Source organism: Chryseobacterium sp. AG363, assembly GCF_003610675.1.
GTDB lineage: Bacteria > Bacteroidota > Bacteroidia > Flavobacteriales > Weeksellaceae > Chryseobacterium > Chryseobacterium cucumeris.
The window spans coordinates 1,155,676-1,179,057 of the sequence record NZ_RAQF01000002.1; the positions used below are offsets into that span (position 1 = coordinate 1,155,676).

General features: G+C 37.1%; 23 protein-coding genes. 14 read left to right on the forward strand and 9 right to left on the reverse strand.

Annotated elements, in window-relative coordinates:
- Nucleotides 1-2: 2 nt before the first annotated feature.
- On the forward strand, nucleotides 3-1,520 hold the full coding sequence (locus tag DEU39_RS05145; protein WP_120231176.1) for a TSUP family transporter: 1,518 nt from the start codon (nucleotides 3-5) through the stop codon (nucleotides 1,518-1,520).
- Nucleotides 1,521-1,982: 462 nt separating this feature from the next.
- Here the strand turns inward: DEU39_RS05145 and DEU39_RS05150 are convergent, their stop codons facing one another.
- The 5 genes from DEU39_RS05150 to DEU39_RS05175 all read right to left on the reverse strand — a co-directional run bounded on the left by DEU39_RS05150 (nucleotide 1,983) and on the right by DEU39_RS05175 (nucleotide 6,616).
- Nucleotides 1,983-2,672, reverse strand: coding sequence for a type 1 glutamine amidotransferase domain-containing protein (locus DEU39_RS05150; protein WP_228436652.1), 690 nt, complete (start codon nucleotides 2,670-2,672; stop codon nucleotides 1,983-1,985).
- A gap of 7 nt (nucleotides 2,673-2,679) precedes the next feature.
- The gene (locus DEU39_RS05155) at nucleotides 2,680-3,588 is read right to left on the reverse strand and encodes a helix-turn-helix domain-containing protein (RefSeq protein ID WP_120232197.1); all 909 of its coding nucleotides are present in this window, start codon (nucleotides 3,586-3,588) and stop codon (nucleotides 2,680-2,682) included.
- Nucleotides 3,589-3,709: 121 nt separating this feature from the next.
- Nucleotides 3,710-4,645, reverse strand: coding sequence for an NAD-dependent epimerase/dehydratase family protein (locus DEU39_RS05160; RefSeq protein ID WP_120231178.1), 936 nt, complete (start codon nucleotides 4,643-4,645; stop codon nucleotides 3,710-3,712).
- A 455-nt stretch (nucleotides 4,646-5,100) separates the two neighbouring features.
- The gene (locus DEU39_RS05170) at nucleotides 5,101-5,490 is read right to left on the reverse strand and encodes a DoxX family protein (RefSeq protein ID WP_147367553.1); all 390 of its coding nucleotides are present in this window, start codon (nucleotides 5,488-5,490) and stop codon (nucleotides 5,101-5,103) included.
- A 145-nt stretch (nucleotides 5,491-5,635) separates the two neighbouring features.
- Nucleotides 5,636-6,616 (reverse strand): polysaccharide deacetylase family protein, encoded by a 981-nt coding sequence (locus tag DEU39_RS05175; RefSeq protein ID WP_120232198.1) that lies wholly within the window; start codon nucleotides 6,614-6,616, stop codon nucleotides 5,636-5,638.
- 90 nt (nucleotides 6,617-6,706) lie between these two features.
- Here DEU39_RS05175 and DEU39_RS05180 point away from each other — a divergent pair, with 90 nt between their 5' ends.
- From DEU39_RS05180 to DEU39_RS05190, 3 genes are read left to right on the forward strand one after another with little or no spacing between them, the layout of a single operon-like run.
- Entirely contained in the window at nucleotides 6,707-7,552 is an 846-nt protein-coding gene (locus DEU39_RS05180; RefSeq protein WP_147367554.1) for an AraC family transcriptional regulator, read from the forward strand.
- 59 nt (nucleotides 7,553-7,611) lie between these two features.
- Nucleotides 7,612-8,073, forward strand: a complete 462-nt coding sequence (locus tag DEU39_RS05185) for an NUDIX hydrolase (protein ID WP_062669422.1) — start codon at nucleotides 7,612-7,614, stop codon at nucleotides 8,071-8,073.
- 18 nt (nucleotides 8,074-8,091) lie between these two features.
- Entirely contained in the window at nucleotides 8,092-8,319 is a 228-nt protein-coding gene (locus DEU39_RS05190) for a hypothetical protein (RefSeq protein WP_062669420.1), read from the forward strand.
- A gap of 63 nt (nucleotides 8,320-8,382) precedes the next feature.
- Here the strand turns inward: DEU39_RS05190 and DEU39_RS05195 are convergent, their stop codons facing one another.
- On the reverse strand, nucleotides 8,383-8,874 hold the full coding sequence (locus DEU39_RS05195; RefSeq protein WP_062669418.1) for a hypothetical protein: 492 nt from the start codon (nucleotides 8,872-8,874) through the stop codon (nucleotides 8,383-8,385).
- A 163-nt stretch (nucleotides 8,875-9,037) separates the two neighbouring features.
- On the opposite strand from DEU39_RS05195, the gene DEU39_RS05200 reads away from it, so the two are divergent.
- Both DEU39_RS05200 and DEU39_RS05205 read left to right on the forward strand, forming a co-directional pair.
- Complete coding sequence (locus tag DEU39_RS05200) at nucleotides 9,038-10,297, forward strand: hypothetical protein (RefSeq protein WP_120231181.1); 1,260 nt, start codon at nucleotides 9,038-9,040, stop codon at nucleotides 10,295-10,297.
- 342 nt (nucleotides 10,298-10,639) lie between these two features.
- Complete coding sequence (locus DEU39_RS05205; protein ID WP_034697952.1) at nucleotides 10,640-11,125, forward strand: hypothetical protein; 486 nt, start codon at nucleotides 10,640-10,642, stop codon at nucleotides 11,123-11,125.
- Nucleotides 11,126-11,190: 65 nt separating this feature from the next.
- Here the strand turns inward: DEU39_RS05205 and DEU39_RS05210 are convergent, their stop codons facing one another.
- Entirely contained in the window at nucleotides 11,191-11,580 is a 390-nt protein-coding gene (locus tag DEU39_RS05210) for a Fur family transcriptional regulator (protein WP_120231182.1), read from the reverse strand.
- 86 nt (nucleotides 11,581-11,666) lie between these two features.
- On the opposite strand from DEU39_RS05210, the gene DEU39_RS05215 reads away from it, so the two are divergent.
- From DEU39_RS05215 to DEU39_RS05225, 3 genes are all read left to right on the forward strand, one after another.
- Nucleotides 11,667-12,005: a MerC domain-containing protein gene (locus DEU39_RS05215; protein ID WP_120231183.1), complete on the forward strand. Its 339-nt coding sequence runs from the start codon at nucleotides 11,667-11,669 to the stop codon at nucleotides 12,003-12,005.
- A 3-nt stretch (nucleotides 12,006-12,008) separates the two neighbouring features.
- Nucleotides 12,009-13,211 (forward strand): GTP-binding protein, encoded by a 1,203-nt coding sequence (locus tag DEU39_RS05220; protein WP_120231184.1) that lies wholly within the window; start codon nucleotides 12,009-12,011, stop codon nucleotides 13,209-13,211.
- A 78-nt stretch (nucleotides 13,212-13,289) separates the two neighbouring features.
- Complete coding sequence (locus DEU39_RS05225) at nucleotides 13,290-14,684, forward strand: alkaline phosphatase (protein WP_120231185.1); 1,395 nt, start codon at nucleotides 13,290-13,292, stop codon at nucleotides 14,682-14,684.
- A gap of 177 nt (nucleotides 14,685-14,861) precedes the next feature.
- Here DEU39_RS05225 and DEU39_RS05230 read toward each other — a convergent pair whose 3' ends face one another.
- Nucleotides 14,862-15,683 (reverse strand): anti-sigma factor domain-containing protein, encoded by an 822-nt coding sequence (locus tag DEU39_RS05230; protein WP_120231186.1) that lies wholly within the window; start codon nucleotides 15,681-15,683, stop codon nucleotides 14,862-14,864.
- 1 nt (nucleotide 15,684) lies between these two features.
- On the reverse strand, nucleotides 15,685-16,254 hold the full coding sequence (locus tag DEU39_RS05235) for an RNA polymerase sigma factor (protein ID WP_228432501.1): 570 nt from the start codon (nucleotides 16,252-16,254) through the stop codon (nucleotides 15,685-15,687).
- A gap of 252 nt (nucleotides 16,255-16,506) precedes the next feature.
- Here DEU39_RS05235 and DEU39_RS05240 point away from each other — a divergent pair, with 252 nt between their 5' ends.
- From DEU39_RS05240 to DEU39_RS05260, 5 genes are all read left to right on the forward strand, one after another.
- Nucleotides 16,507-17,076 carry a fasciclin domain-containing protein gene (locus tag DEU39_RS05240; protein ID WP_062669404.1) on the forward strand — a complete coding sequence of 190 codons (570 nt, stop codon included), beginning with the start codon at nucleotides 16,507-16,509 and terminating at the stop codon, nucleotides 17,074-17,076.
- Between the two features lie 79 nt (nucleotides 17,077-17,155).
- On the forward strand, nucleotides 17,156-17,866 hold the full coding sequence (locus DEU39_RS05245; RefSeq protein WP_062669402.1) for a ferritin-like domain-containing protein: 711 nt from the start codon (nucleotides 17,156-17,158) through the stop codon (nucleotides 17,864-17,866).
- Between the two features lie 24 nt (nucleotides 17,867-17,890).
- Entirely contained in the window at nucleotides 17,891-18,706 is an 816-nt protein-coding gene (locus tag DEU39_RS05250; protein ID WP_062669400.1) for a ferritin-like domain-containing protein, read from the forward strand.
- Between the two features lie 388 nt (nucleotides 18,707-19,094).
- The gene (locus DEU39_RS05255; protein ID WP_120231187.1) at nucleotides 19,095-23,003 is read left to right on the forward strand and encodes a response regulator; all 3,909 of its coding nucleotides are present in this window, start codon (nucleotides 19,095-19,097) and stop codon (nucleotides 23,001-23,003) included.
- 13 nt (nucleotides 23,004-23,016) lie between these two features.
- A complete protein-coding gene (locus tag DEU39_RS05260) occupies nucleotides 23,017-23,373 on the forward strand; it encodes a response regulator transcription factor (protein WP_062669396.1) in 357 nt (118 codons plus the stop codon).
- Nucleotides 23,374-23,382: the final 9 nt, after the last annotated feature.

Consider the following 23,382-nt stretch of genomic DNA (forward strand, 5'->3'; position numbering starts at 1 on the left):
GGATGAGTAATTCTTTATATCCCATATTTTTAAAACTTGAAAACCTTTCGCTGCTGATTATTGGCGGCGGAAAGGTTGCCCTTGAAAAGCTGGAATCTGTTCTGGGCAATTCACCGGAAACATCCATCAAACTGGTAGCCAAAGAAATCATTCCGGAGGTCAGAACTTTACAAAACCAGTTTTCCAATATAACACTTCATGAGAGAGCATATGACGATCATGATTTTAACGATACTGATCTGGCCATTATTGCGGTAAATGATGTTGAACTGGCCGGGGAAATCAAAGAAAAAGCCCAGCAAAAAAGTGTACTGGTCAATATTGCGGATAAACCTGATCTTTGTGATTTTTATTTAGGATCTATTGTTAAAAAGGGAAGTCTTAAAATAGCTATTTCCACCAATGGAAAATCTCCAACCATCGCTAAAAGATTAAGAGAAACCTTTACCGAAGTGATTCCTGACGAAATGGATCATGTATTGGACAATATGCAGCATATCCGTAATCAACTGACAGGCGATTTCGATTATAAAGTAAAAGAACTTAATAAGATTACAACAGAATATCTGTCCGAAGGAAAAGTTGCTGCAAAACCGGATATGGAAATTCAAAAGCTGATCAGTATTACCAAAACAGCCCAGAGAAAAGCTAACATCTATCTGGCCATCATAGGTGTTTTACTTCTTTTCGGATTATTTGGACTTGTAGTTTATCAATTTAATCTTTCAGATGATATTCAGCATTTTCTGAATAAAGATGGCCATATTTTTTACTGGATGCTGTTTGCTGGCTTTATGGCAGAAATTGTCGCCGGATCTATGGGAATGGGCTATGGAGTGATATGTACTACAATCCTTTTACTGCTGAATGTCCCGCCTCCCGTTGTAAGCGCAAGTATTCATTCCGCAGAATCTTTTACCACAGCAGCCGGGAGTTTCAGCCATTATAAACTGGGAAATGTCAATAAAAAAATGGTATGGGTGCTGTTTCCATTGGCTATTGTGGGTTCTGTTATCGGAGCTTTAACACTGTCTCATTATGGTGAACATTATGCTCACATCGTAAAACCAATTATTGCCTGCTACACGCTCTATCTTGGAATTAATATCTTAAACAATGCATTTAAAGATAAAAAAACCGGACAAGCGAAAGCCAAACGCAGAACCAATCTCAGAATATTAGGATTGGCAGGCGGCTTTATAGATTCTTTTGCCGGCGGCGGCTGGGGACCTTTGGTAACCGGAACGCTGATCAAAGAGGGAAGGATTCCCCGATATGTAGTGGGAAGTTCTACCGTTGCCAAGTTTTTACTAACCATTACCAGTGCCATTACCTTTATTTTTACGATAGGTATCCACCACTGGAATATTGTTTTGGGGCTTTTGCTGGGAGGTGTTTTTACCGCTCCGTTTTCTGCGATGCTTACGTCAAAACTTCCAACAAAGAAAATGTTCGTGGTGGTAGGAATGGTGGTTATTGCCATGAGCCTTATTACGATAACAAAATCGATCTTCTCATAAGAACAAATATAAAAACAGAAAAAAAGTATTAAACGCAAAGATTTTAATGTTTTACTTTATTTTGAGGCATCAGGGGGGAAATTAATGATGCAGTGTATTGACACTATCATTACTCATTTTTAGTAAGAATCTGAAACCATTAAAACTTTGCGTTTTTTTATTTTTTTTAAACTACATATAAAATGTTTTTGGAAAACGCAAAGACGCAACATGATTAATAAAAAACTGCTGTAAGGCGCAAGGATTTTATCTCCGATAAAATTAAATACAGGATATCTTAGTCTCTCATCAATTATTTAGATTTCGCAATTGATTCTTTTTGAGCGCATGTATAGCCAAACCTTCATCAGCGACATAGTCGCAACCATTTGCTCACTTTATTAAAAAGCTTACTTTTTTAAGCTTTGCGTTTTACTTTTCGCTTTATCTTACAACATATATTGTACTGTCAATCCCTGCTCTTTATTTTTCAAGCTCAAGAGTTACTACTTTAGCCATTTCTTTGGAACTGAAAGGATTTTGTCCTGTAATCAAATGTCCATCAACAATAACGTTGGAAGTCATCGGAATAAATGCTTTTTTGTAATGTACGTCCCGTTCTTTAAGAGCGGCTTCAAGATTAAAAGGAACTTCATTTTTTCTTCTTGCCAAAGTTTCTTCAAACCAGTCAAATCCAGTGATCGATTTACCTTTAATCATATATGCACCTCCTGAAAGCCTTACATTCAACAATCCTCCAACTCCATGGCAGATTGCAGCAACCATTTTATTATTTTCATACTGATCTCTGAGTATAGTCTGTAAAGTAGTATTATCAGGGAAATCATACATCGTTCCATGTCCGCCGGCCAGATAAATGCAGTCGAAAGATTCATTCTTTACCTCATTGAGACTTTTTGTATGGGCCAGTTCATTCATGAATTCAGGATCTTCATAATATTTTTTTGAAATTCCATCAAGGACCAGAGGTTTCAGGCTTTCGGGGTCAACAGGAGTATTTCCTCCTTTTGGAGAAGCTATGGTGACCTGCCATCCTTTTTCCTTTGCCGCATGATATATATGGGTAAGCTCGCTAAGCCATAAACCTGTTTTAAAGTTACCACTGGCATACTGATCTATATTTGTTACGATTAGCAATATTTTTTTCATCATGATACGATTAATTAAAAGATTTTCTGAATTCTAAAGGTGAAACAGTAGTTTGGTTTTTAAACAAACGGTGAAATGACTGCGGATGTTCAAATCCTAAATTATAAGCAATTTCAGAAACAGATAAAGTAGTAGTGGAAAGCAGTTCTTTGGCCTTTTCAATCACTCTGTTCTGAATATGCTGTTGTGTGGTCTGTCCTGTATGAACTCTTAACATATCACTCAGATAATTGGGGCTGATATTCATCTGAGCTGCCACAAATTGTACAGTAGGAATCCCGTCAATCAGCAGTTTTTCATTTTTAAAATAATCATCCAGTAAAGTTTCAAGCTGTGTCAAAAGATCATGATTCACCTTTTTCCGTGTTAAAAACTGGCGGTTGTAAAATCTGTCACAGTATTTTAACAGTAAATCAATGTTGGAAACCAGCAAATCCTGGGTGAAATTATCCATGTTGGCTTCTATCTCCCTGCTGATATTATCCATGATATCCGTTACGGATTTTTCTTCCTTTTCGGAGAGATACAAAGCTTCATTAGCAGAATACGAAAAATAACCGTAATTCTTTATGATAGCGGCTAATGGATAACCTTGTAAAAAATCAGGATGAATAACCAGTACACTTCCTCTTACTTCGGAAAGCAGAATATCTTCAAACTGTAATACCTGATGGGGAGCAATAAAATACATGATTCCATCCTCAAAATCATAATAATGCTGTCCGTATTTACATCTCCCTGCACAATCTTTTTTAAGGGAAACCACGTAAAAATCTGTGGTCACAGCACTCAGAACAGTCTTCGGATCTATAGTTACTTCATTAAAATCAAACACACTGATCAAAGGATTAGACGGCCTTTTCAGATTCAGATACCTGTGTAATGCTGTGATGGAGGTTACTTTTTCTGGAGTTTTCATTTTATTCTTTTTTACCACCCCGTCAAAAATTCTTTGAATTTTCGCCACCCCTCCGAAGGAGGGGAATATTTTGTCCTTCGGTTTTGGTGATGGTGTCTCTAAGTTACTTATTTTGATAGGATTATTTTGCGGCTTGCTGTTCTTTTTTAATCTGTTCAATTCCCTGTCTGTAAGTAGTTACCGGAAATTCCGGGAATCTCTTTCTGAATTTTGAATCATCAAACAGGTTATCATATTGATATCTGGGAAGCAGTTCTAATAGCTCTTTTGCATTTTTATTGAAAAAGGATCCGATTGAAAAGGCGAGCTTTGGAATAACCGAATATTTCAGTTCTTTCCCATAAACTTCTGAAGCCAGCGCAATGAATTCTTTATAATTCAGCTTATGATCATCTACAGGTAAATGCCATGTCTGTCCGTAAGCATCCGGTGTATTTCCGATCAAAGCAGTGGCACGGCTCGCATCGGGAGTCCAGATCAGGCTTCGTAATTTATCATCTCTTAAAGGGACTTTCAGCTTTTTGTCTTCTTTAATGGCATTAAAAACGAGACTGTTGGTAATACTTTGTGTTTTTCCGGGACCATAAAATTCAGGAGCTCTGCAGATGACTGCTTCTATGGTTCCTGCTTTCATTTCTTTTAAAAGCATTTCGGCCATCTGTTTTCTTACAGTTCCTTTTCTTCCGACAGGATCAAATCGGGTTTGTTCAGTTAAAACTTCATTATTTTGAGGATACATATAGGTGTTATCAAAAAACACGAGCTTGGTACCATTGATTTTACAGGCTTCAATAACATTTTTCATGATGGTCAGAAACTGCTTTTCCCATAAACGGGTATCCATAGGAAGTCCCAGGGTAAAATAAGCGATTTCACTTCCTTTCACAGCTTCAACTGCCTTCTCCCTGTCTGATAAATCTGCGGAAAAAACAGTATCTGTATCATTTACTTTTTTTGTCTTTCTGCTGACGATACGGATATCTGAAGTATAATTCCTTTTCAGTTCTCTTGCCAGCTCTTCACCAATCTGGCCGTTGGCTCCTAATATAGTTTGCATCATTTTTAAATTTTGAGAGTTACCTATTTCACTGAAAATAAACCCAATACTTTCAGTTTCTTTTATTTCTGATACAAAATTCGGGCATAACTATAAAAACAGAGTAACTGAATCTAAGGAAGTTGTAACATAATCTCTGACCAATGTAAAAAAGCAGGAAATAATTTGGCTGAGAAAATAAAAATACAGCATTGAATTCATTTTTAACCACAAAAGGCACAAAAGTTTTAAATACTTCAATTTTTTCAGAGCCTAACATTGTGTGTAATAAGTACACCAAAGTTTTGTGAAAATCAAAGATTTTCATCTTATGTGAACTTTCATGCGATATCATTTTACCTAAATAAACTTAAGTGTACTAAAATGAACCCTTTTGTGACTTTTGTGGTTGGATCAAGAGTAAAAAACTTTACAATAATCAGGTATAATTCTTTACTTTTTCAGCCTTACTGTTTTTATTTTCGATCCAAGGCCAGGTAATTATCCTCAATTCTGCTGATCAGAATATAGAACAGGCCTGCATAGATCATCTGAATGCCCATTGCTTCCCAGTTTTCAACAGTACTGCTTCCAAAAAGGAGCAGGATAATCAGAGAAGCTCCGGCCATCGCCGCAATACGGGTTTTAAAACCAATGATCAGCAGAAGGCCGATTGTAAATTCGAGAAAGGGGAGAGTGACACTAAAAAGATGGACCAATGGCTGCGGAAGCCAGCTTGTTTCAAAACCCTTCACCATTCCTGATGCAAAGTCCTGCAATTTCACGAGACGAACCAATCCGTGTCCCAAAAGGTTAATTCCCATCGATACACGAAGGAAAAAATAGGCTGTTTTTGTGTTATTCATAAAGGTATTTTTTTTAGGATGGAAACGGGAACCCGGATGCTGGAAGATATAAATCTGCTGTGATTCACTTTTACGGTGTTTTTCAATTATCTCTAATTTGTTTTTACAGACTTCGATAACTTTCTTCTTCCAGCTTCCAGCTTCCTTACTTATTAAACTTTTCTTCGCTGTTGTCAACCGGAGTATCGGGATCGTTCATCACCATTTTCGCAATATCATCTTTTCTCATAAAGACTACGCCATGCTTTTCTTTGGCATATTTTATAAATTCTTCCATAGCATGTACCATTGCAGGAGTTCCACCGATTCTGTCGTGAAAACTGATACTCATCATTCTCCTTTTGGAAGCTCCTTCTTCATACAAGCGGTCAAATTCAAATTTCAGCTGGGCCAAAAACTGCTCCGGGCTCCAGTGTTTCCCTTCAATATTGACAATATCATTGTTACGAAGCGTATAAGGAACGACTACAAAGTTTTTTCCTTTTACTTTAGTTATAAAAGGTTCATCATGGCTTAGATCATCAATATGATACAGAAAACCCAGTTCCTGTAATACTTTAAGTGTATTCGGGCTTCTTCTCAGCCAGTTGGCATTATACCCAACAGCTTTCTGTCCTGTAATCTTTTCTACAACATCCACACCTTTCTTTACGAAATTCAGTTCGTCAGCATAATTTTTATTCCACTGATTATCCCAGGTAAAACCATGAGCGGCAATTTCATGACCTCCGTTTGCAATAGCTTTAGCGACTTCTGGATACTTTTCAGCAGCACTTCCTACTACATGAGAGGTAACTTTAATATCATATTTTTTCCATAAATCCAGCATACGGTAAATTCCTTCATTTCCTCCGTAGCGGTACCAGCTTTCTGCGGGAAGATCCGGCTGTCCCTTGGGAAGAGGCGTTCCACTGAAAGGACTTTCAGCGCCTTCCGGTTGTCCACCTGTTTCAAACTGCATGGAGACAGAAATAACCAATTGAGCACCATTGGGCCAGTATTTTTTTGTTCGGGCCTGTTTTTCATACTGCTGCTTTTTTTCTGTTTTACCCTTTTCATGATCAGAAAAGGACATCAGAACAATTGCAGAGGCAAGCAGCAATACTGATTGTTTTATATATTTCATTTTGAATGTATTGATAAGGCAAAATTCATCAATAATCCATTGGCATATATTGTAAAAATTAATGGTAAATTTGTAAAAATCCATTCTTCTATGAAACGAATCGTTAATTTCAGCTCTTTCAATGTTTTCAGTATTGAAAAGGAAAACTGGGATGTTGAATATCACAATCATAATTTTTATGAACTGATCATTATAGAAAACGGAAAAGGATTTCATCACCTCAACAGCATTACTTTCCCGTATAAAAAAGGGGATGTATTTCTACTCAGACCAAGTGACGGCCACGAATTTTCAATTAAAAACAAAACGAAATTCATTTATATAAAATTCACAGAACAGTATATCTGGGAAAACTTACTGCCCAACAAAAACAATGAACTTAAAAAGGCTGTACAGCTCCTGATGGAAGATCATTCCTTTGTATATGAATCAGCGATTAAGAGCAAAACAGACAGGGAACATCTTTTACAGCTTGCCCGGATTCTTCTGTATGAATTCAGCCATAAAAACACCTATAACAAAGAGATAACTACTGATCTGTTTTCGGGTATCATGACTATTCTTATCCGGAATACGATGCAAAATGCTACTGCAAAAAACCGGCTCACTCAAAATCTAAACAGAATTGAAAAGATACTGTATTATATCAATGTCAATGCTCTGGATGCTGATAAAATGAAAATTGAAAACCTGGCTGAAGAATTTATGCTTTCTCCCAATTACATCAGCATTTATATTAAAAAACAGACAGGTTTCTCCATACAACAGCATATCATACAGCATAAGCTGAAGACTGCTGAAAAGCTTTTACTGCAAAGCCATTATAATATCAGTGAAATTGCCGACAGGCTGGGTTTCAATGATGCCAGCCACTTTAATAAAATATTCAAAACGTACAAACAAATGTCACCCTCTCAGTTTAAAAAGAAAGGCTGATCTTATTGATCATCTGATTATATTTTTTTTATATCTTTAATAATCAAATCTTTAAACCCATGAAAACAAGTTCCGGGATTCTGCTCTTTAAAAAAGAAAAAGACAGTCTGTATTACTTTCTGGTTCATCCCGGCGGCCCTTTCTGGAGAAATAAAGATTCTGGCGCATGGTCTATCCCCAAAGGAGAAATTCTTCCCGATGAAGACCCATTGGTGAGGGCATTAACGGAATTTAAAGAAGAAACAGGTAAAGCAGCAGAAGGCCAATTCATAGAATTATCACCCATCAGACAAAAAGGAGGAAAAACAGTTTATGCATGGGCCCTGGAAGGAGATATTGATACTTCAGGTCTTTACAGCAATAGCTTTCCATTAGAATGGCCACCCAAATCCGGCAAAATAATTGAAATTCCCGAAGTGGACCAATGGGAATGGTTTGCTTCAGAAGAAGCACAAAAACGGATCAATCCGGCACAGAAAGATCTCATCACAGAACTTGAAAGTATATTAAAAAATTACTAACACCTAACAACAAAAGCCATGAAAAAATTAAACAGAAAAACATTAAAAAACATGATCGGAGCCATTGGAATAGAGCTGAATCTTCCGCTTCCTGTAGGCGTTTGCCTTGGCAATCTGCTTTCCCTTTGTCCTCCTCACTCTCATTGCCGTGCAGATGAAAGGTGCTATCCTGATGCTGCAGGCCCCTGCATCAACGGGCTTTGTCCATCAGGCTACCACTGCCATTCGGGAGAATGTGTCAGATAGAACAAGAAAACAAAAAACCTTTATCAGTGCTGATAAAGGTTTTTTATATAGTACAACTATTATTTATCGTTTTATCCCAATTGCTTTTAATGCACTGGATGTTAAAAAGATATCATCAAATACCGTCAGTGATTCTACATCATTGAAGCCTGTAGGGATCAGATCATTTTTATTAAAAGACAATTCGATAGAAGGGTCGTATGAAGCAATGATTCTCACTTTTGAGTATCCATTATAATCTACTTTAAATCCTTCAAACATGCAGTTCTGCTCGGCCTTCTGATACTCTGCATATTCTTCGAAACCTACAATATCCGTTCTTCTTCCATCGTTATGATCCAAAGATTTCCATGCGGTATAATTTTTCGGTTCTTTTAGAATATTTCCTTTACGGTCTACAGGAACAAACATTCCAAGAGTCAAACGCTTCTTTAAGAAATTGGCATAATTATTCATCAGATTCAAAATCTGAAGATCAGCATATCCTTCGTGGGAATAATACTCCAGCACGAAAGTTGTCATCGGAATCAGCTTAAGAGAAGCATCAGTCGGCATATTTAGTCTTTACTTTTTTGGGCGATAAAAATAGTATTTTTATTTACGCTACCCAATGGAAACAGATGAATAGGATGGAATTTATACCCATTCTGAATAACAATAACTTTGGGACAAACTCTTATTTTTCATTATTTTTGAAACAATAACCATAGAAACCATTATGAACACCTCTGTAAAAGACGTGGAAACTTTTGCAGATATAAATTACAATATATTGAATAAGATACTATTGGCAGCCGGAATCATTCAATGCTGCTTTTACAATATCCAGGCTCAGAGTGCCGGAGCACGCCCGGCCTATACCTCCGAATGGGGTCACCTTTATCGTGAAAATGGAAAAAATAAGGACGTTTTGGGAATCTTTTCTACTGAAGCACCAGTTTACCTCCTGGATTCTACCCAAACGCAATACAAAGTACAGGTAAGCAACGGTGATATTGGTTTTATAGACCGCCAGCCACTCCAAAAGTCTATGCGTGGGAAAAAATCAGCGGGTGAACCACTACAATATTTCTATAGAGGAAAAGAGGGATATCAATGTCCCCATTTTTATGTGCAGGGATCAGAATTACGTGTACGAAAAGGCCCTACAACGGAAAGTACGGCAACACGAAAATTGGCTTTAAACGAACTGATTTGCATTGATTATGTACCCCTGTATCAGGATGGCTGGGTATATATTGGCGACCATTTCCACGAAAATCCGGAATATATCCAGATGAAATACCTGGGAACAGAACTTACATACGACAAAATTTTGAAAGATTATCTGGCTGCAAAAGGAAAGAACAAGGAAAAAGAACTGACTCAGGTTGGTAGATTGCGCGAAATTGCATGGCTGGAAGATAAAAATCTTAAACAAGCATTACTTTATTGGCAAGAATCTTATTCAGGCATAGAAAATCCAAAGATAGATATCAATTTTGAACTTCTTCTGGCGGATCAACTGGCAAAAAAACCAGAAACTGAAGCTTATGAAAAAAAGTTGAAAGCCTTAAATATGCATTTTGTGTGGAAAGAGACCCAGCTTTTTGACGGAAAAATTACAGAAACACAGGTGAAACAGCTGGAGATGCAGAAGGTAAAAGACATTCCCAATACCCCTGAATGCGGCTGGGAACCTCAATATTTTTACAGAACATCTGATATGATTGTAGCCTTTGAAGAATATAAAGGAAAAGTTTCCGGAAGTATCTACAAAATGTCTTTTAATAGCGGTGAAGCTGTGATTCTGGGAAAGGAACGTATGGATTCTAATTATAATGAAAAGGATTTTGTTAGCCGTTTTGGAGATCTGCTCTCAACACGCTGGATTTCTTCTCCGCACGAATATTACATTCAGAATGGAGATGCCGGGCTCTTTATTTTTACTTTTAAAGAGGGGAAGCTTTTCAGCTATGAATGCATGTATTATTGTTAAATGAATTGTTAATTATATTGATCAATAGAGGCGGGTTTTAACCCGCACATTTTATTATTTATTTTTCAAAGGTTTCAGCCTGAACTTAGCCAATATTAAGTTTTGGCTGAAGCCAATATATCTGTATTTAATTGTTAAAACGGGCTAAAGCCTGTTCCTATTGAATATTTACATTTGTTTCTGCTATAATACCACATTTATATATCAATAGAGGTGGGCTTTAGCCCGCCTATTTTATAAAGTATTCTTCCATTGGCTTTAGCCGAAACTTAAAATATTTTCTAACATAAGTGATTAAATTTTAAAGCCGTATCTTTACGTCACCAAACAAAATATTACAATATGTCATTTATAACACCTGAAGGAGCCAGGAAGGCTCAGCTATCCCTATCTGAAAGGGCACCCGTTGCTCATTCCATTCTCTCTGGGGAAGAGAATATTTCGAAATACAACAGTGGAGTATGTCATGATGTGGTTGCCTATGCATTGTATATGCGTGGTGCCAGGATAAGTCCTACTCAGCTTGCCGAATCTGCAGGACAAAAATGGTTAACCTTATTCAATTATCCTGCTGGAGAAAAATGGGACGGATACACACCCATTCCGGCAGGGAAGGCTATTGGTTTTTACAGGCTTATTGATAAAACATTCTTTCACTCAGCAATTACTACAGGAAACGGAAATGAAATCAGATCTGTGAACGGATTTTCATTAGGATCGGCATGGACAGTACCTGTGGATATGAAATGGGTATTAGGCAAAAAGAATTCTGACGGAACCTTCAATTATGATGGTACCAAGATAGAAGTCTATATTTCTTCTTTATAACAGAATTTATATTTCAGTACAACAAAAGGCAGATCAGCATATTCGCTTTTCTGCCTTTTTATTTTTTAAGCATCAGCACATTTCGGGCATATCCCGCTGATGATAAAATTATATTCATGTGCGATGAAATGTTCCGGTAAACTGATTTCCGGAATAGCATTTTCAATGCACGTCACGGAATGACATTCCTTACAGTTAAAATGTACATGATTATGAAAATGCTGTTCATGGGTACATTTTCCACTGCACTTTGCAAAATTCACCACACCATCAATATTGACGATCTTGTGTATCGCACCTTCGTTCTCAAGCCTTTCCAGAACCCTGTAGATGGTTACTCTGTTGCACAGATCTCCCAGTTTCTTCTGAATATCAGAATGGGTAAGGGCAACATCCGAACTATTAATAAGGTTTAAAATTTCCGTTTTGGCGTGAGTATTTCTGACCTGTTTCATATTTTAATGCAACAAAGTTGCGTTATTTAAATTTTTATTTCTACTTTTGCAACAAAGTTACGATAAGAAAATTAATCCATACTATTATGAAATCAAAAATTCTTGATGCTGTAGGAATCTTCGCTGCTGTTTTATGCATGATTCATTGTATTGTCTTTCCACTGCTATTAATTGTTCCATTGGGAATCTCCCATGATCCTTATATTGATCTGGTTTTCCTTTTCATAGGAGCCGTTGTGGTATTCAGAATAACAAAAAAAATGGAAAATCGGTGGCTGAAGTTTCTGTTCTGGATATCATTAAGCCTTATTTTCATTTCTATATTGACAGATTTTCTGTTTGAAGTTCATCTTCCTCTGATCTATATTGGAGCTATCGGTTTGATTACAGGTCATATCATCAATTTTAAAAATCATAAACATTAAATCATGACTAAAAAACTTCCTGTAACAGTACTCAGCGGCTTTCTGGGAGCTGGAAAAACGACACTACTGAATCATATTCTTCACAATAAACAAGGATTAAAAGTAGCTGTAATAGTGAACGATATGAGCGAAATTAATATTGATGCCCGCCTGGTTGAAAATCAAAATACCCTTTCAAGAACAGAAGAAAAGCTTGTTGAAATGAGTAATGGGTGCATTTGCTGTACACTTCGTGAAGATCTTATGGTAGAGGTAGAACGTTTGGCGAATGAAAACCGTTTTGATTATCTCCTTATTGAAAGTACAGGTATCAGTGAACCTATTCCTGTTGCTCAAACCTTTACTTATATTGATGAAGAGAGTGGAATAGATCTGTCCCGTTTCAGTTATGTTGATACAATGGTAACGGTGGTAGATTGTTTTAATTTCATGAAAGATTTTGGCTCTAATGAAATGTTGCTGGACCGCGATCTTACTGATATGGAGGGCGACTACAGAACGATTGTTAATCTTCTGACCGATCAGATTGAATTTGCCAATGTGATTATTTTAAACAAAACAGATCTTATCAATACTGAAACACTTGGCTTTTTAAAAGCAGCAATCCAAAAACTGAATCCCGACGCAGATCTTTTACACGCTGAGTTTGGAAAAATTGATCCCCAAAAGATTTTACATACTAAGCTTTTCGATTTTGATAAGGCACAGTCATCCGCAGGCTGGCAAAAAGAGCTACAATCTGATCATCATACCCCGGAAACTGAAGAATACGGGATAAGTTCACTTGTTTTTAGAGATAGAAAGCCCTTTCATCCCATAAGGCTTTGGGAATATCTGAATCATCATTATCCGGAAGGAACCATAAGAGCTAAAGGGTTGTTCTGGTTAGCTTCAAGACCTGATGATGCATTGAATTTTTCTCAGGCAGGAGGTTCATTCAGGCTTGAAAAAGCAGGAGTTTGGTGGAGTAGTATGCCTATGAATCATAGGGTTCAGTATTCTTCATTTGTAGAAAACCAAACATTTATAGAAAACAGATGGGATAAAAACTGGGGGGACAGGATCAATGAATTGGTATTTATCGGGCAGAATCTGGATAAAGATCAAATGTTATCAGACCTTCAACATTGTCTTATTAATGAAAGGGAAAAGGAACTATTTGACAAAAAACAAAGTTTTGAAGATCCGTTTCCAAAGAACATTTAAAATTAACTTTTAATTAATGCAACAATGTTACGATAAAAATTTAAATACAATAACTTGCAGCATTATTTCAAAAACAATATGGACAGAAGAAAATTTCTAAAAGGATCTGCATTACTTTCAGGGTTATTGACCTTATCACCATCTGATTTATGGAGCTTCGGGAAAAATACGGAACTGCACCAGAAAGGAAAAGCGAAGAATATCATTTTCATGGTAAGTGACGGGATGAGCCTGGGAACACTTTCAATGGCAGACTTGTATTCACGGAACATTTTAGGAAAAGGAAGTAACTGGCTTAATCTGTATTATGATAAAAAGGTGACCCGTGCTTTGATGGACACCGCTTCTGCAAGTTCTGTTGTCACAGATTCTGCTGCCGCAAGTTCAGCCTTTGGAGGAGGAATCAGAGTGAAAAACGGAGTTTTAAACATCGGAGCTAACGGAGAGAAACATCTTCCGATATGGCAGCAATATAAAAAAGCAGGAAAAAAAGCAGGCTGCGTGACTACGGTAACCATTACTCATGCGACTCCAGCCGGATTCTGTATAAATTCTTCCAAAAGAAATGCTGAACCTCAAATTGCAGAAATGTATGCAGAGCTGGAATTCGATGTGCTGTTAGGAGGCGGAGACGAGTTTTTCAATCCCTCCAAAAGAGAAGACAAAAAAGACCTCTATTCTGTTTACAGTAAAAAAGGGTACCGGATTCTAAAAACACAAAGCGATCTGAAAGAAATCAAAAGAGGAGAAAAATTATTAGGAATCTTCAGTACAGGAGCATTACCGTATACCATTGACAAAATGCACCTTACTGAGTACAAAAATACACCGACTCTTGCTGAAATGGCCAATACTGCTATTCATCAGATGAAAGATCATCCTGAAGGTTTTGTCCTTCAGATCGAGGCCGGAAAAGTAGACTGGTCTGCCCATGCCAATGACGTAGCGGCACTCATCCATGATCAGCTGGCATTTGATGAAGCGGTGAAAACGGTAATGGATTTTGCCGAAAAAGACGGAAATACTTTAGTCATCATCACTACAGACCATGGAAACGCTAATCCGGGCACTATTTACGGAGCGGATGCAACCAGGCAATTTAACAGCATTTCCGATTACAAATACACCAATGAATACATTCTCAACAGGATTCACAAAGATTATTCGGTAAAAGATATTAAAGACTGGATTTATGAAGGTAACAAAATCACATTGACCGATGATGAAGCCAAGCATCTGCTAAGTTTTTACAACGGACTTGAAAAAGAAGAAGGGCTTTATAATTATAAGAAACTGCCTTTTAAATTGTATTCAGAAATTCAGAAAAGCAGGAATTCTGTGGGGTGGATCAGCATGGATCATTCCGGAGATTATGTGGAAGTAGCGGCTTATGGTCCTGGAAACGAGCTTTTACAGCCGTTTATTAAAAATACAGACCTTCATGATCTAATGCTGAAGGCCTGTCTGGTATAGACATTCATATTTTTTCATATTTAATTATTTGGGAGATACGAGGCGGATTGATTGTGTCCGCCTTGTTTTTTTATGCAAAAAAGACTTCCATAAAAATTAAAAGATAAGTTTTTCACTTATTTCACATTAAGTATTCTGTCAAATGATCCTGTTTTATATAAATGAAATGGGTGAAACTTAAATTCCACCCATTACAAACATATTTTCCATTGTAGGGACTTTGCTTCCGCCTTCTTTTTCAAGAGTAATCGCAAAAGCCTGGGCTTTTGGTATATTGGCCAAGGCAATCCTACTGTCTTTATCTTCAGTGTACATTCCTGCATTTACCGGTTTTCCATCTTCTATAGCCCAAAGCTGATATTGCATTCCTTCGGGAGCTTTAGGAAGTTTTTCAGCATTCAGGTAAACTTCTTTTGTTTTCTTATCCCAGAAAACCATTGCTTTGGCTTCTGTGTGTTTTTCTACACCTTTCAGCATAACCATCTGCATATCGGGATTAGAGAACATATCAAGCTTCTGATTCATCTTCTCCATCGTCTTATCCTGACGTTTTTTATCTGCTATCAGTAATGATATTTCTTTCTTACTGGCAGATTGGCTGTTCATCCAGAATAAATTTCCGGCAACACTTACAAGAAACAATGCCGAAGCCGCCACTGCATAAGTTTTCCAGGGAGTCGTAGTTTGAGTTCTCTCCTGTTGAGTGATTTCCCTGTGAGTTTTTACTTCAGAGATATCTGTTGAAAGAGTAGGAGTTACTTCTTCAACAATCTGTTCCTGCTGAATTTTATTCCAGATCTTAGATTTCAAATCACCTGGAGGTGTTACAGCCTGAGCTGTAGCAAGTTGTTCCAAAATTTTCTGTGCTTCTTCAAAAGCCGCTTTCACTTCAGCATTATTCTTCATCACACACTCCAAAATCCCTGCTTCCTCGGGAGAAGCATGACCTAGAATATAAGATTCTATAATTCCGGATGATATGTATTCTTTAGTGTTCAATTTATTGGTAATCTTTTAGCAAATCTTTTAATTTCATCAGTGCATTCCGCATTTTCGTTTTTACCGTTCCCAGCGGTATCTTCAGTTTTTCAGATATTTCATGTTGGGTATATCCCTGATAATAAGCAAGATTTATAAGCTCCTGCTTGTCTGCTTCCAGACCTTCCAGCACGTTATTAAATCCGATATAATCAGAAGAATTATTGGTAGTTGAAAGCTCTGCAGTATTATATACGAAATCAGGAAGTGATTGGTTTTTAAGCTCATTCTGGAATCCTTTAGACTTTAGATAGTCGATAGCCGTATTCCGGGCTATATTGATCATCCATGTATAAAACCGTCCTTTGGAGGAGTCGTACTGATGAATGGAGTTCCATATTTTGACAAAAACATCCTGAATAACTTCTTCGGTATATTCTTTAGACTGAACGATTCGAAGAATGATCCCGTACAACGCACCCGAATAGTGGTCATACAGATAATGAAAACCGTTTTCGTTTTTTTCTCTTAATAAAACGATAAGTTCCTCTTCAGAATAGGTTGTTTTAATAATATTTATTTTTCTGTTCAAATGTAATAAAATAAAACATATGGGCAACAAAATTCAACACATCTTTTATTTCGTACATGTTTTCCTGAAAATTATTAAAAAATATTCAATACAAAAATCGTATTTCATGAGTTGATTTTATTTTTCTTTAAAAATAATATACTACAAATCAGACAGTTATAATTTATTTGTTTTTTTTTCAATCTAAAACAAAACCAGCCTCGTAAATGACTTTAAAAACACATTCAATATAATTAACTAAAAATCAACGCAATGAACACACATTCAAAAATCACAGTTTTAGCAATGGTAGTTTTATCATTTGCTTTCAGCGGAAAGGTAACTGCACAAACGATGAAAGAAAAAACAGTAATGGTAGGAGGTGCTCCTATGTATCCTTCCAAAAACATTATTGAAAATGCGGTCAACTCCAAGGATCATAAAACTCTTGTAGCTGCCGTAAAAGCTGCTGGTCTGGTAGAAACATTACAGGGAGCAGGACCTTTTACCGTATTGGCACCTACAGATGCTGCCTTTGCAAAACTACCAAAAGGAACAGTAGAAAATCTTGTAAAACCTGAAAATAAAGCCACACTTACTTCGATCTTAACCTATCATGTTCTTCCAGGAAGATACAGTGCTAAAGAAATTTGGGCAGCCGTAAAAGCAGGAAACGGAAAAAGTATGATGAAAACTGTACAGGGTGAAAACCTTACTTTCTGGACAAAAGGTAAAGATCTTTACATAAAAGATGCAAAAGGAAACAGTGCCAAAGTAACAATTGCTGATGTGAACCAATCTAATGGAGTGATTCATGTAATAGATACTGTATTGATGCCATAATAAATTCTAAGATTTCAGACAGCATATCCAATATGCTGTTTTTGTTTCTTTTATATCTAACACTAAAAAAATTAATAGTATGAAAAAAGTAATTCAGGTTTCTAATCAGGGTGCCACCCTTAATACCAGCAGAAGAAACTTTTTAAAATTAGGTGGAGTAGGATTAGCCATCGCAGGCCTTACCATTATCGGATGTAATGACGATGATGACTTCCAGATTATAGAAGAATCCAAGTATGATCTTGGAACAGGAGATGTAGGTGTACTCAATTATGCCTATGCTTTAGAACAGCTTGAAGCCGATTTTTACACGAAAGTGGTCAACAATTTTTATACGGGGATTTCCAGTATTGAAAAAGAGGTTTTTACAGATCTCTATCATCACGAGGTGATTCACCGTGATTTCTTCAAAGTTGCGATTAGCGGTGCTACAGATCATGTGCTACCTAAGCTTGAATTCCAGTATCCTAATGTGAATTTTAATGACAGAAATTCAGTATTGGCTACCGCAAAAGCATTGGAAGATACCGGCGTAGCAGCTTACAATGGAGCAGGAAAATACATTTCCAATCCTGCCTATCTTGTGATTGCAGGTAAAATAGTTTCTGTGGAAGCCAGACATGCCTCTGCCATCAGAAATCTAATCAATCCCGGCTCAGCAGATTTTTCGGGAGACGATGTGATAGATGCCAATGGACTTGATCTCGCCAAAGAGCCAAAAGACATTGTAATGGCTGCCGGAACATTTATCAAAACACCTTTTACCTGGAAAGAAAGAGGAATCAACTAATCATTCACCTTAAAAACTCACATTATGAATATTCTTAGATTACTGGATAAGCTTTCTGATGATAAATTTTTCACTTCAGAAGCTTCAAGACTGGAAACCATCACGAATATTTCTTTATTCGGAAAAAAAGCAGCTACAGCAGCTGTGCCTCTTGGATTAGGAGCGATGATGGCTACTCCAGCCAAAGCAGAAGCTCCAAAAACAGGGTTAACAGGTATGGCTTTAAAAAGTACACTCACAGATGCTTTACAACTGGCATTGGTACTGGAATATCTGGAAAATGAGTACTACAGCATAGGATTATCAACACCAGGATTAATCCCTAATGGAGACAGAACCGTTTTCATGCAGATTTCAAAACATGAATCCGCCCATGTAAGCTTCCTGAAAAGCACACTGACTTCTTTAGGAACAACTCCCGGAAATAAGCCAACGTTTGATTTTACAGCAGGCGGAAATTTCATGCCTTTTACAGATTATAACCAATTTCTTATCCTTGCTCAGGCCTTTGAAGATACCGGAGTAAGAGCTTATAAAGGACAGGCAGGAAATGTGATGTCCAACAAAGTAGTGCTTCAGGCAGCATTACAGATTCATTCCGTTGAAGCAAGACATGCTTCACAAGTAAGAAGAATGAGAGCTAACAAAGGGTGGATTGAGCTTGCTAACGGTGGAAGTATGCCTTCAGCCACCAATCCTGTGTATGCAGGAGAAGACAATACCAATCAGGCAGGCTACAATACAGCAACTCTATTTGGGGCTGCGGCAGGTTCTGCAGCTTATGATGAAATTTTAAGTGGCAGCGATGCACAGGCTATTGCTTCATTGTTCATAGTTTAGTTGTGATTTGGATGATGATAAGTGGTGAGTCCATTTCCGAATTTTCCGGGAATGGACTTTTTTTGTAATAATGAATGTTCTCCCTTCAAAAATATTCACATTTAAAGTGTATTATACAACAGATTTTACGATCAGACAAGGTACTTTTATCTTCATAATAGATGGTACTTCTTTACTTAAAACTTTTGCCGGCAAATTTTAAATAAATACACATATAGCTTTATTATCAAATTTACTGTAACGGAATACGAAATAATTTCGTAATTTGGTTTACTTATTAAAATAATAATTTAAAGCACTTAAAAATATTTAAAATATAAACTTTAATGCCTTGATTATCATTTTTTAATAATCAAAAAAGAAAAGTCTCTAATTGTTGACATAATATATGAAGAAATATCCAATTCCTGCGAATGAAGAAGGGAGAATGAAGAAACTGGAGTATTTTGATCTTTTGAACCTTGAAAAAGATCCCCAGTTAGACATTTTTGCAGAAACAGCATGTCTGGTGACAGACTGTCCTGCAGCGCTTATTGCTATGATGGAAAGCGAAACCCAGACCATTCAGAGTTGCGTGGGAATGGCTCTTGATTTTGTAGACAGAAAAAATACGGTCTGCCAATATTCAATAGCAAGTGGAGAAATTCTGGTCATCAATGATACATTATTGGATGAAAGATCATCAGAAAATCCACTTATTCTGGCGGGTGGAATCCGGTTTTATGCAGGAGTTCCGTTGATTGACGATGAAGGTTTTGTACTGGGGACGATCTGCGTTATCGACTATAAACCTAAAACCATCACAAAAGACCAGATATCTACTCTGAAAAAAATAGGAGACGCAATCACAAAAATTCTGACGGGTAAAAGGAAAAATATTCAGGCTGAATATTTTCAACAGACTTTTACCATTTCCAATAACCTGATCTGTGTTCTGGATAAAGACTTTTCACTGAAAGAGAGTAATCCGGCTTTTGAAAAGACTTTTCAAATGGATAAAGGTCAGATTCTCGGCCAGAATTTTCTTGATCTGATAGGGAATCATAATTCTCAGCTCCAATTACTTTCCAAAAACCTTCCCAATACGGATGAAGAAGTAACATTTACAACTTCAACAAAAATAGATGATACCCAAACGATCATTATTGAATGGTCTTTAAAGCTCAATCAAAATCATTCAGAGATTTTTTGTTTTGGAATTAATATCACCCAACGCATCGAAGAAAAGCTTAAACTTGAAAGCTCTGAACGCCGCTTCAGAAGCTTCTTTGAAAACGCTATAGGCTTGATGAGTATGCATGATATGGAAGGAAATATCATTGCGGTCAACGAAAAAGGAAGAGAAACCCTTCAATATTCTGCTGAAGAGGTAGAAATGTTAAATTTAAAAGATCTTGTTCCTAAAAAAAACTGGCCTCTTCTGGAGCAATATCTCGAAAGAATTAATAAGAACCATGAAGATTTCGGGACTATGATCCTGAAAGCAAAAGGAGGTGAGGAAATGATCTGGATGTACCATAATCTTGTGGAAATCAACAAAGAAGGAAAACCTTATGTGGTGAGCACTGCACTGAATGTTACGGAAAGAGTAAGTTTGGAAAAAGATCTTGTTCATACCAAAAAGATGTTGGAACAAACCAGTGCTGTTGCCCAGGTGGGAGGATGGGAAGTCAACCTGAAAAACAACACGGTTTTTTGGTCGCAGTCCACCCGGGAAATTCATAAAATAGATAAAAATTTTCAGCCTGATTTTGAAAATGCACTGGGTTTTTACAGTGAAAAAAGCCGCGAAAAGCTGGAATCCTTATTCGAAAAGGCTGTAAAAGAAGGCGTTCCCTACGATGAAGAATTACAGCTTATACAAAATGACGGCGTGATGATCTGGGTAAGGGTAAAAGGTATACCGGAATTTGAAGATGGAGTATGTACGAGAGTCTACGGAATCATTCAGAATATTGATACCTTCAAAAATATCTACCTTGAACTGGCCAGAAAAGAAGCTATGCTGCAGTCTTTTGTAAAATACGTACCTTCTACAGTAGCCATGTTTGATAAAGATCTCAATTATGTTTCCGTAAGCAGAAGCTGGAAAGATGAGTTTCAGATGAATGACATCAGACTTATTGGAGAGAACATGTTTAAAATCTCACCCAATGTACCGGATGAGAGATTAAAAATATATCTGGATGCACTGGCAGGAAAGGCCTATAAAAATGAAGACATGGCCATAGAAGTTCCGGGTAAAGGAATCATTCAGCATTACAGTGTAGAAGTGACACCATGGTATCTTTCCAATAATGTTATAGGAGGAATTATTGTTTCTGCACAGAATATTACACCCTCCGTAAGAATCAATAGTGAACTGAAAAATGCCAAGAAAATGGCAGATATTGCCAGCAAAGCAAAGTCTGAATTCTTAGCCAATATGAGCCATGAAATCCGGACTCCGCTGAATGGTGTTATTGGCTTTTCCGACCTTCTTTTAAAAACACCGTTGAATGATATACAGACTCAATACCTCAATTACATCAATGAATCAGGGGAGAATTTATTGAATATCATCAACGATATTCTTGATTTCTCCAAGGTAGAATCCGGAAAAATGGATCTTATCATTGAAAAATCCAATATTTATGACATGGTAAGCCAGGTGATCAATGTAATCCTTTACCAGTCACAGAAAAAAAATATAGAATTACTCCTCAATATCGAACAGGGACTTCCTGAGACCATCTGGCTGGATGAATCAAGGTTGAAACAAATTTTGATCAACCTTCTTGGAAATGCCGTGAAATTTACAGCACAGGGAGAAATAGAGCTTAAAGTAGAAAAACTAAATCTGGACAGCAAGAATATCAAACTTAGATTTTCTGTAAGAGATACCGGAATTGGTATTCCTAAGGAAAAGCAACACCATATTTTCAATGCCTTTACGCAGGAAAACAGCTCTATCAGTAAAACGTATGGAGGAACGGGTCTCGGATTGACCATTTCCAATAATATTCTGAAATATATGGGAAGTAAACTATCATTGGTGAGCGAACCCCAAAAAGGATCTGTTTTCTATTTTGACTTAGAAGTTCCTTATGAGATATCTGATCGTCATGAAGACGAAGATCTGAAAATAAACAAAGTACTTATTGTAGATGATAATGAAGCCAACAGAATTATCATTCAGCACATGCTTGCTTATAAAAATATAGATTCGAAGCTTGCAGCCAATGGAATGGAAGCTCTTCAGATATTACTTGCAGGAGAGCGTTTTGATGTTATTCTGATGGACTACCATATGCCTATTATTTCCGGACTGGAAACGATAGAAAAAATCAAAGAACTGTTCAGCAAACAAAATGAATCTTCTCCTTTGATTATTCTCCACACGTCTTCCGAGGAACATGATGTGATCAATTCTTTCCGTCAGGAAAACAATTCATTCTTCCTGCTGAAGCCTATCAAGTCTGAAGAACTCTATAAAACATTGAGACGAGCTGTAAAAAATACTGAAAAAGAGGTAACCAGCATTCAACAACCTGAAACAGAAACCTCCATACTGATGCAGGCACCGCAGGTTTTACTGGTAGATGACAACCCTGTCAATATGGTTCTTAATCACAAAATGATGCGTTCATTGATTCCGGATGCAGAGCTTACAGAAGCTACGGATGGACTTCAGGCGGTTTTGCAGTGTAAAGAAAAGGTATTCAATATCATTTTAATGGATGTTCAGATGCCGGTAATGGATGGCATTGAAGCTACCAAACAAATCCGCTTACTCCCGGAATATTCCAATGTTCCGATTATTGGAGTAACAGCAGGGAATGTGCTGGGAGAGAAAGAAAAATGTCTGGATTCCGGGATGAATGACTTCTTACCTAAACCTTTAAGACAGGCAGATCTGCTGGAAATGCTTAAAAAGTATATCATTAACGAAAATAATAGCCCTGCTGAAGATTCTTCCCATCAGGAAAATTACCTCGATATAAATATCCTGAATGAACAGATAGGCGATGATGATGAGGATTTCAGAAAAATATTCCTAGATCTTGTAGTAGATCAGCTTACTCAGGCTGAAGAGAATATCAAAAAAAGCACAGCAGAAAAAGACAGTGCCAATCTGAAACTGATTCTTCACAAGCTTAAAGGAACAGCAGGAACAGCAGGATTGGTAAAACTTACAGAACGTACTGCCAGCTGGGAAAATAAAGCAGATCCTGACATGGATTTTATCTCCATGGAAGAAGAAATTATCCGGGAGATAACAACAGGATTACAATTAATTAAAAATCTAATACAATAAAAAAACTAAAATTATGCTGATTCTAATCGCCGAAGACGACGAACTGATTCTAAAAACGATTGAACACAAATTATTAAAAGAAGGACATGAAGTGATCCTGACCAGAAACGGGAAAGACGCTATTGAAACCCTTAAAACCAAAGATGTAGATCTGGCCATCACAGATATTATGATGCCGTTTGCCTCAGGAATTGAAATACTTTCGGCTATTAAAACAATGGGCAAGCAGATACCGGTGATCATGCTTTCCAGTATGGGGCAGGAAGAAGTAGTACTGAATGCCTTTGACCTCGGAGCTGTTGATTTTATTGTGAAACCATTCAGTCCCAATGAATTAACATTAAGAATAAAAAGATTTTCTTTAAAATAAACTGCAACC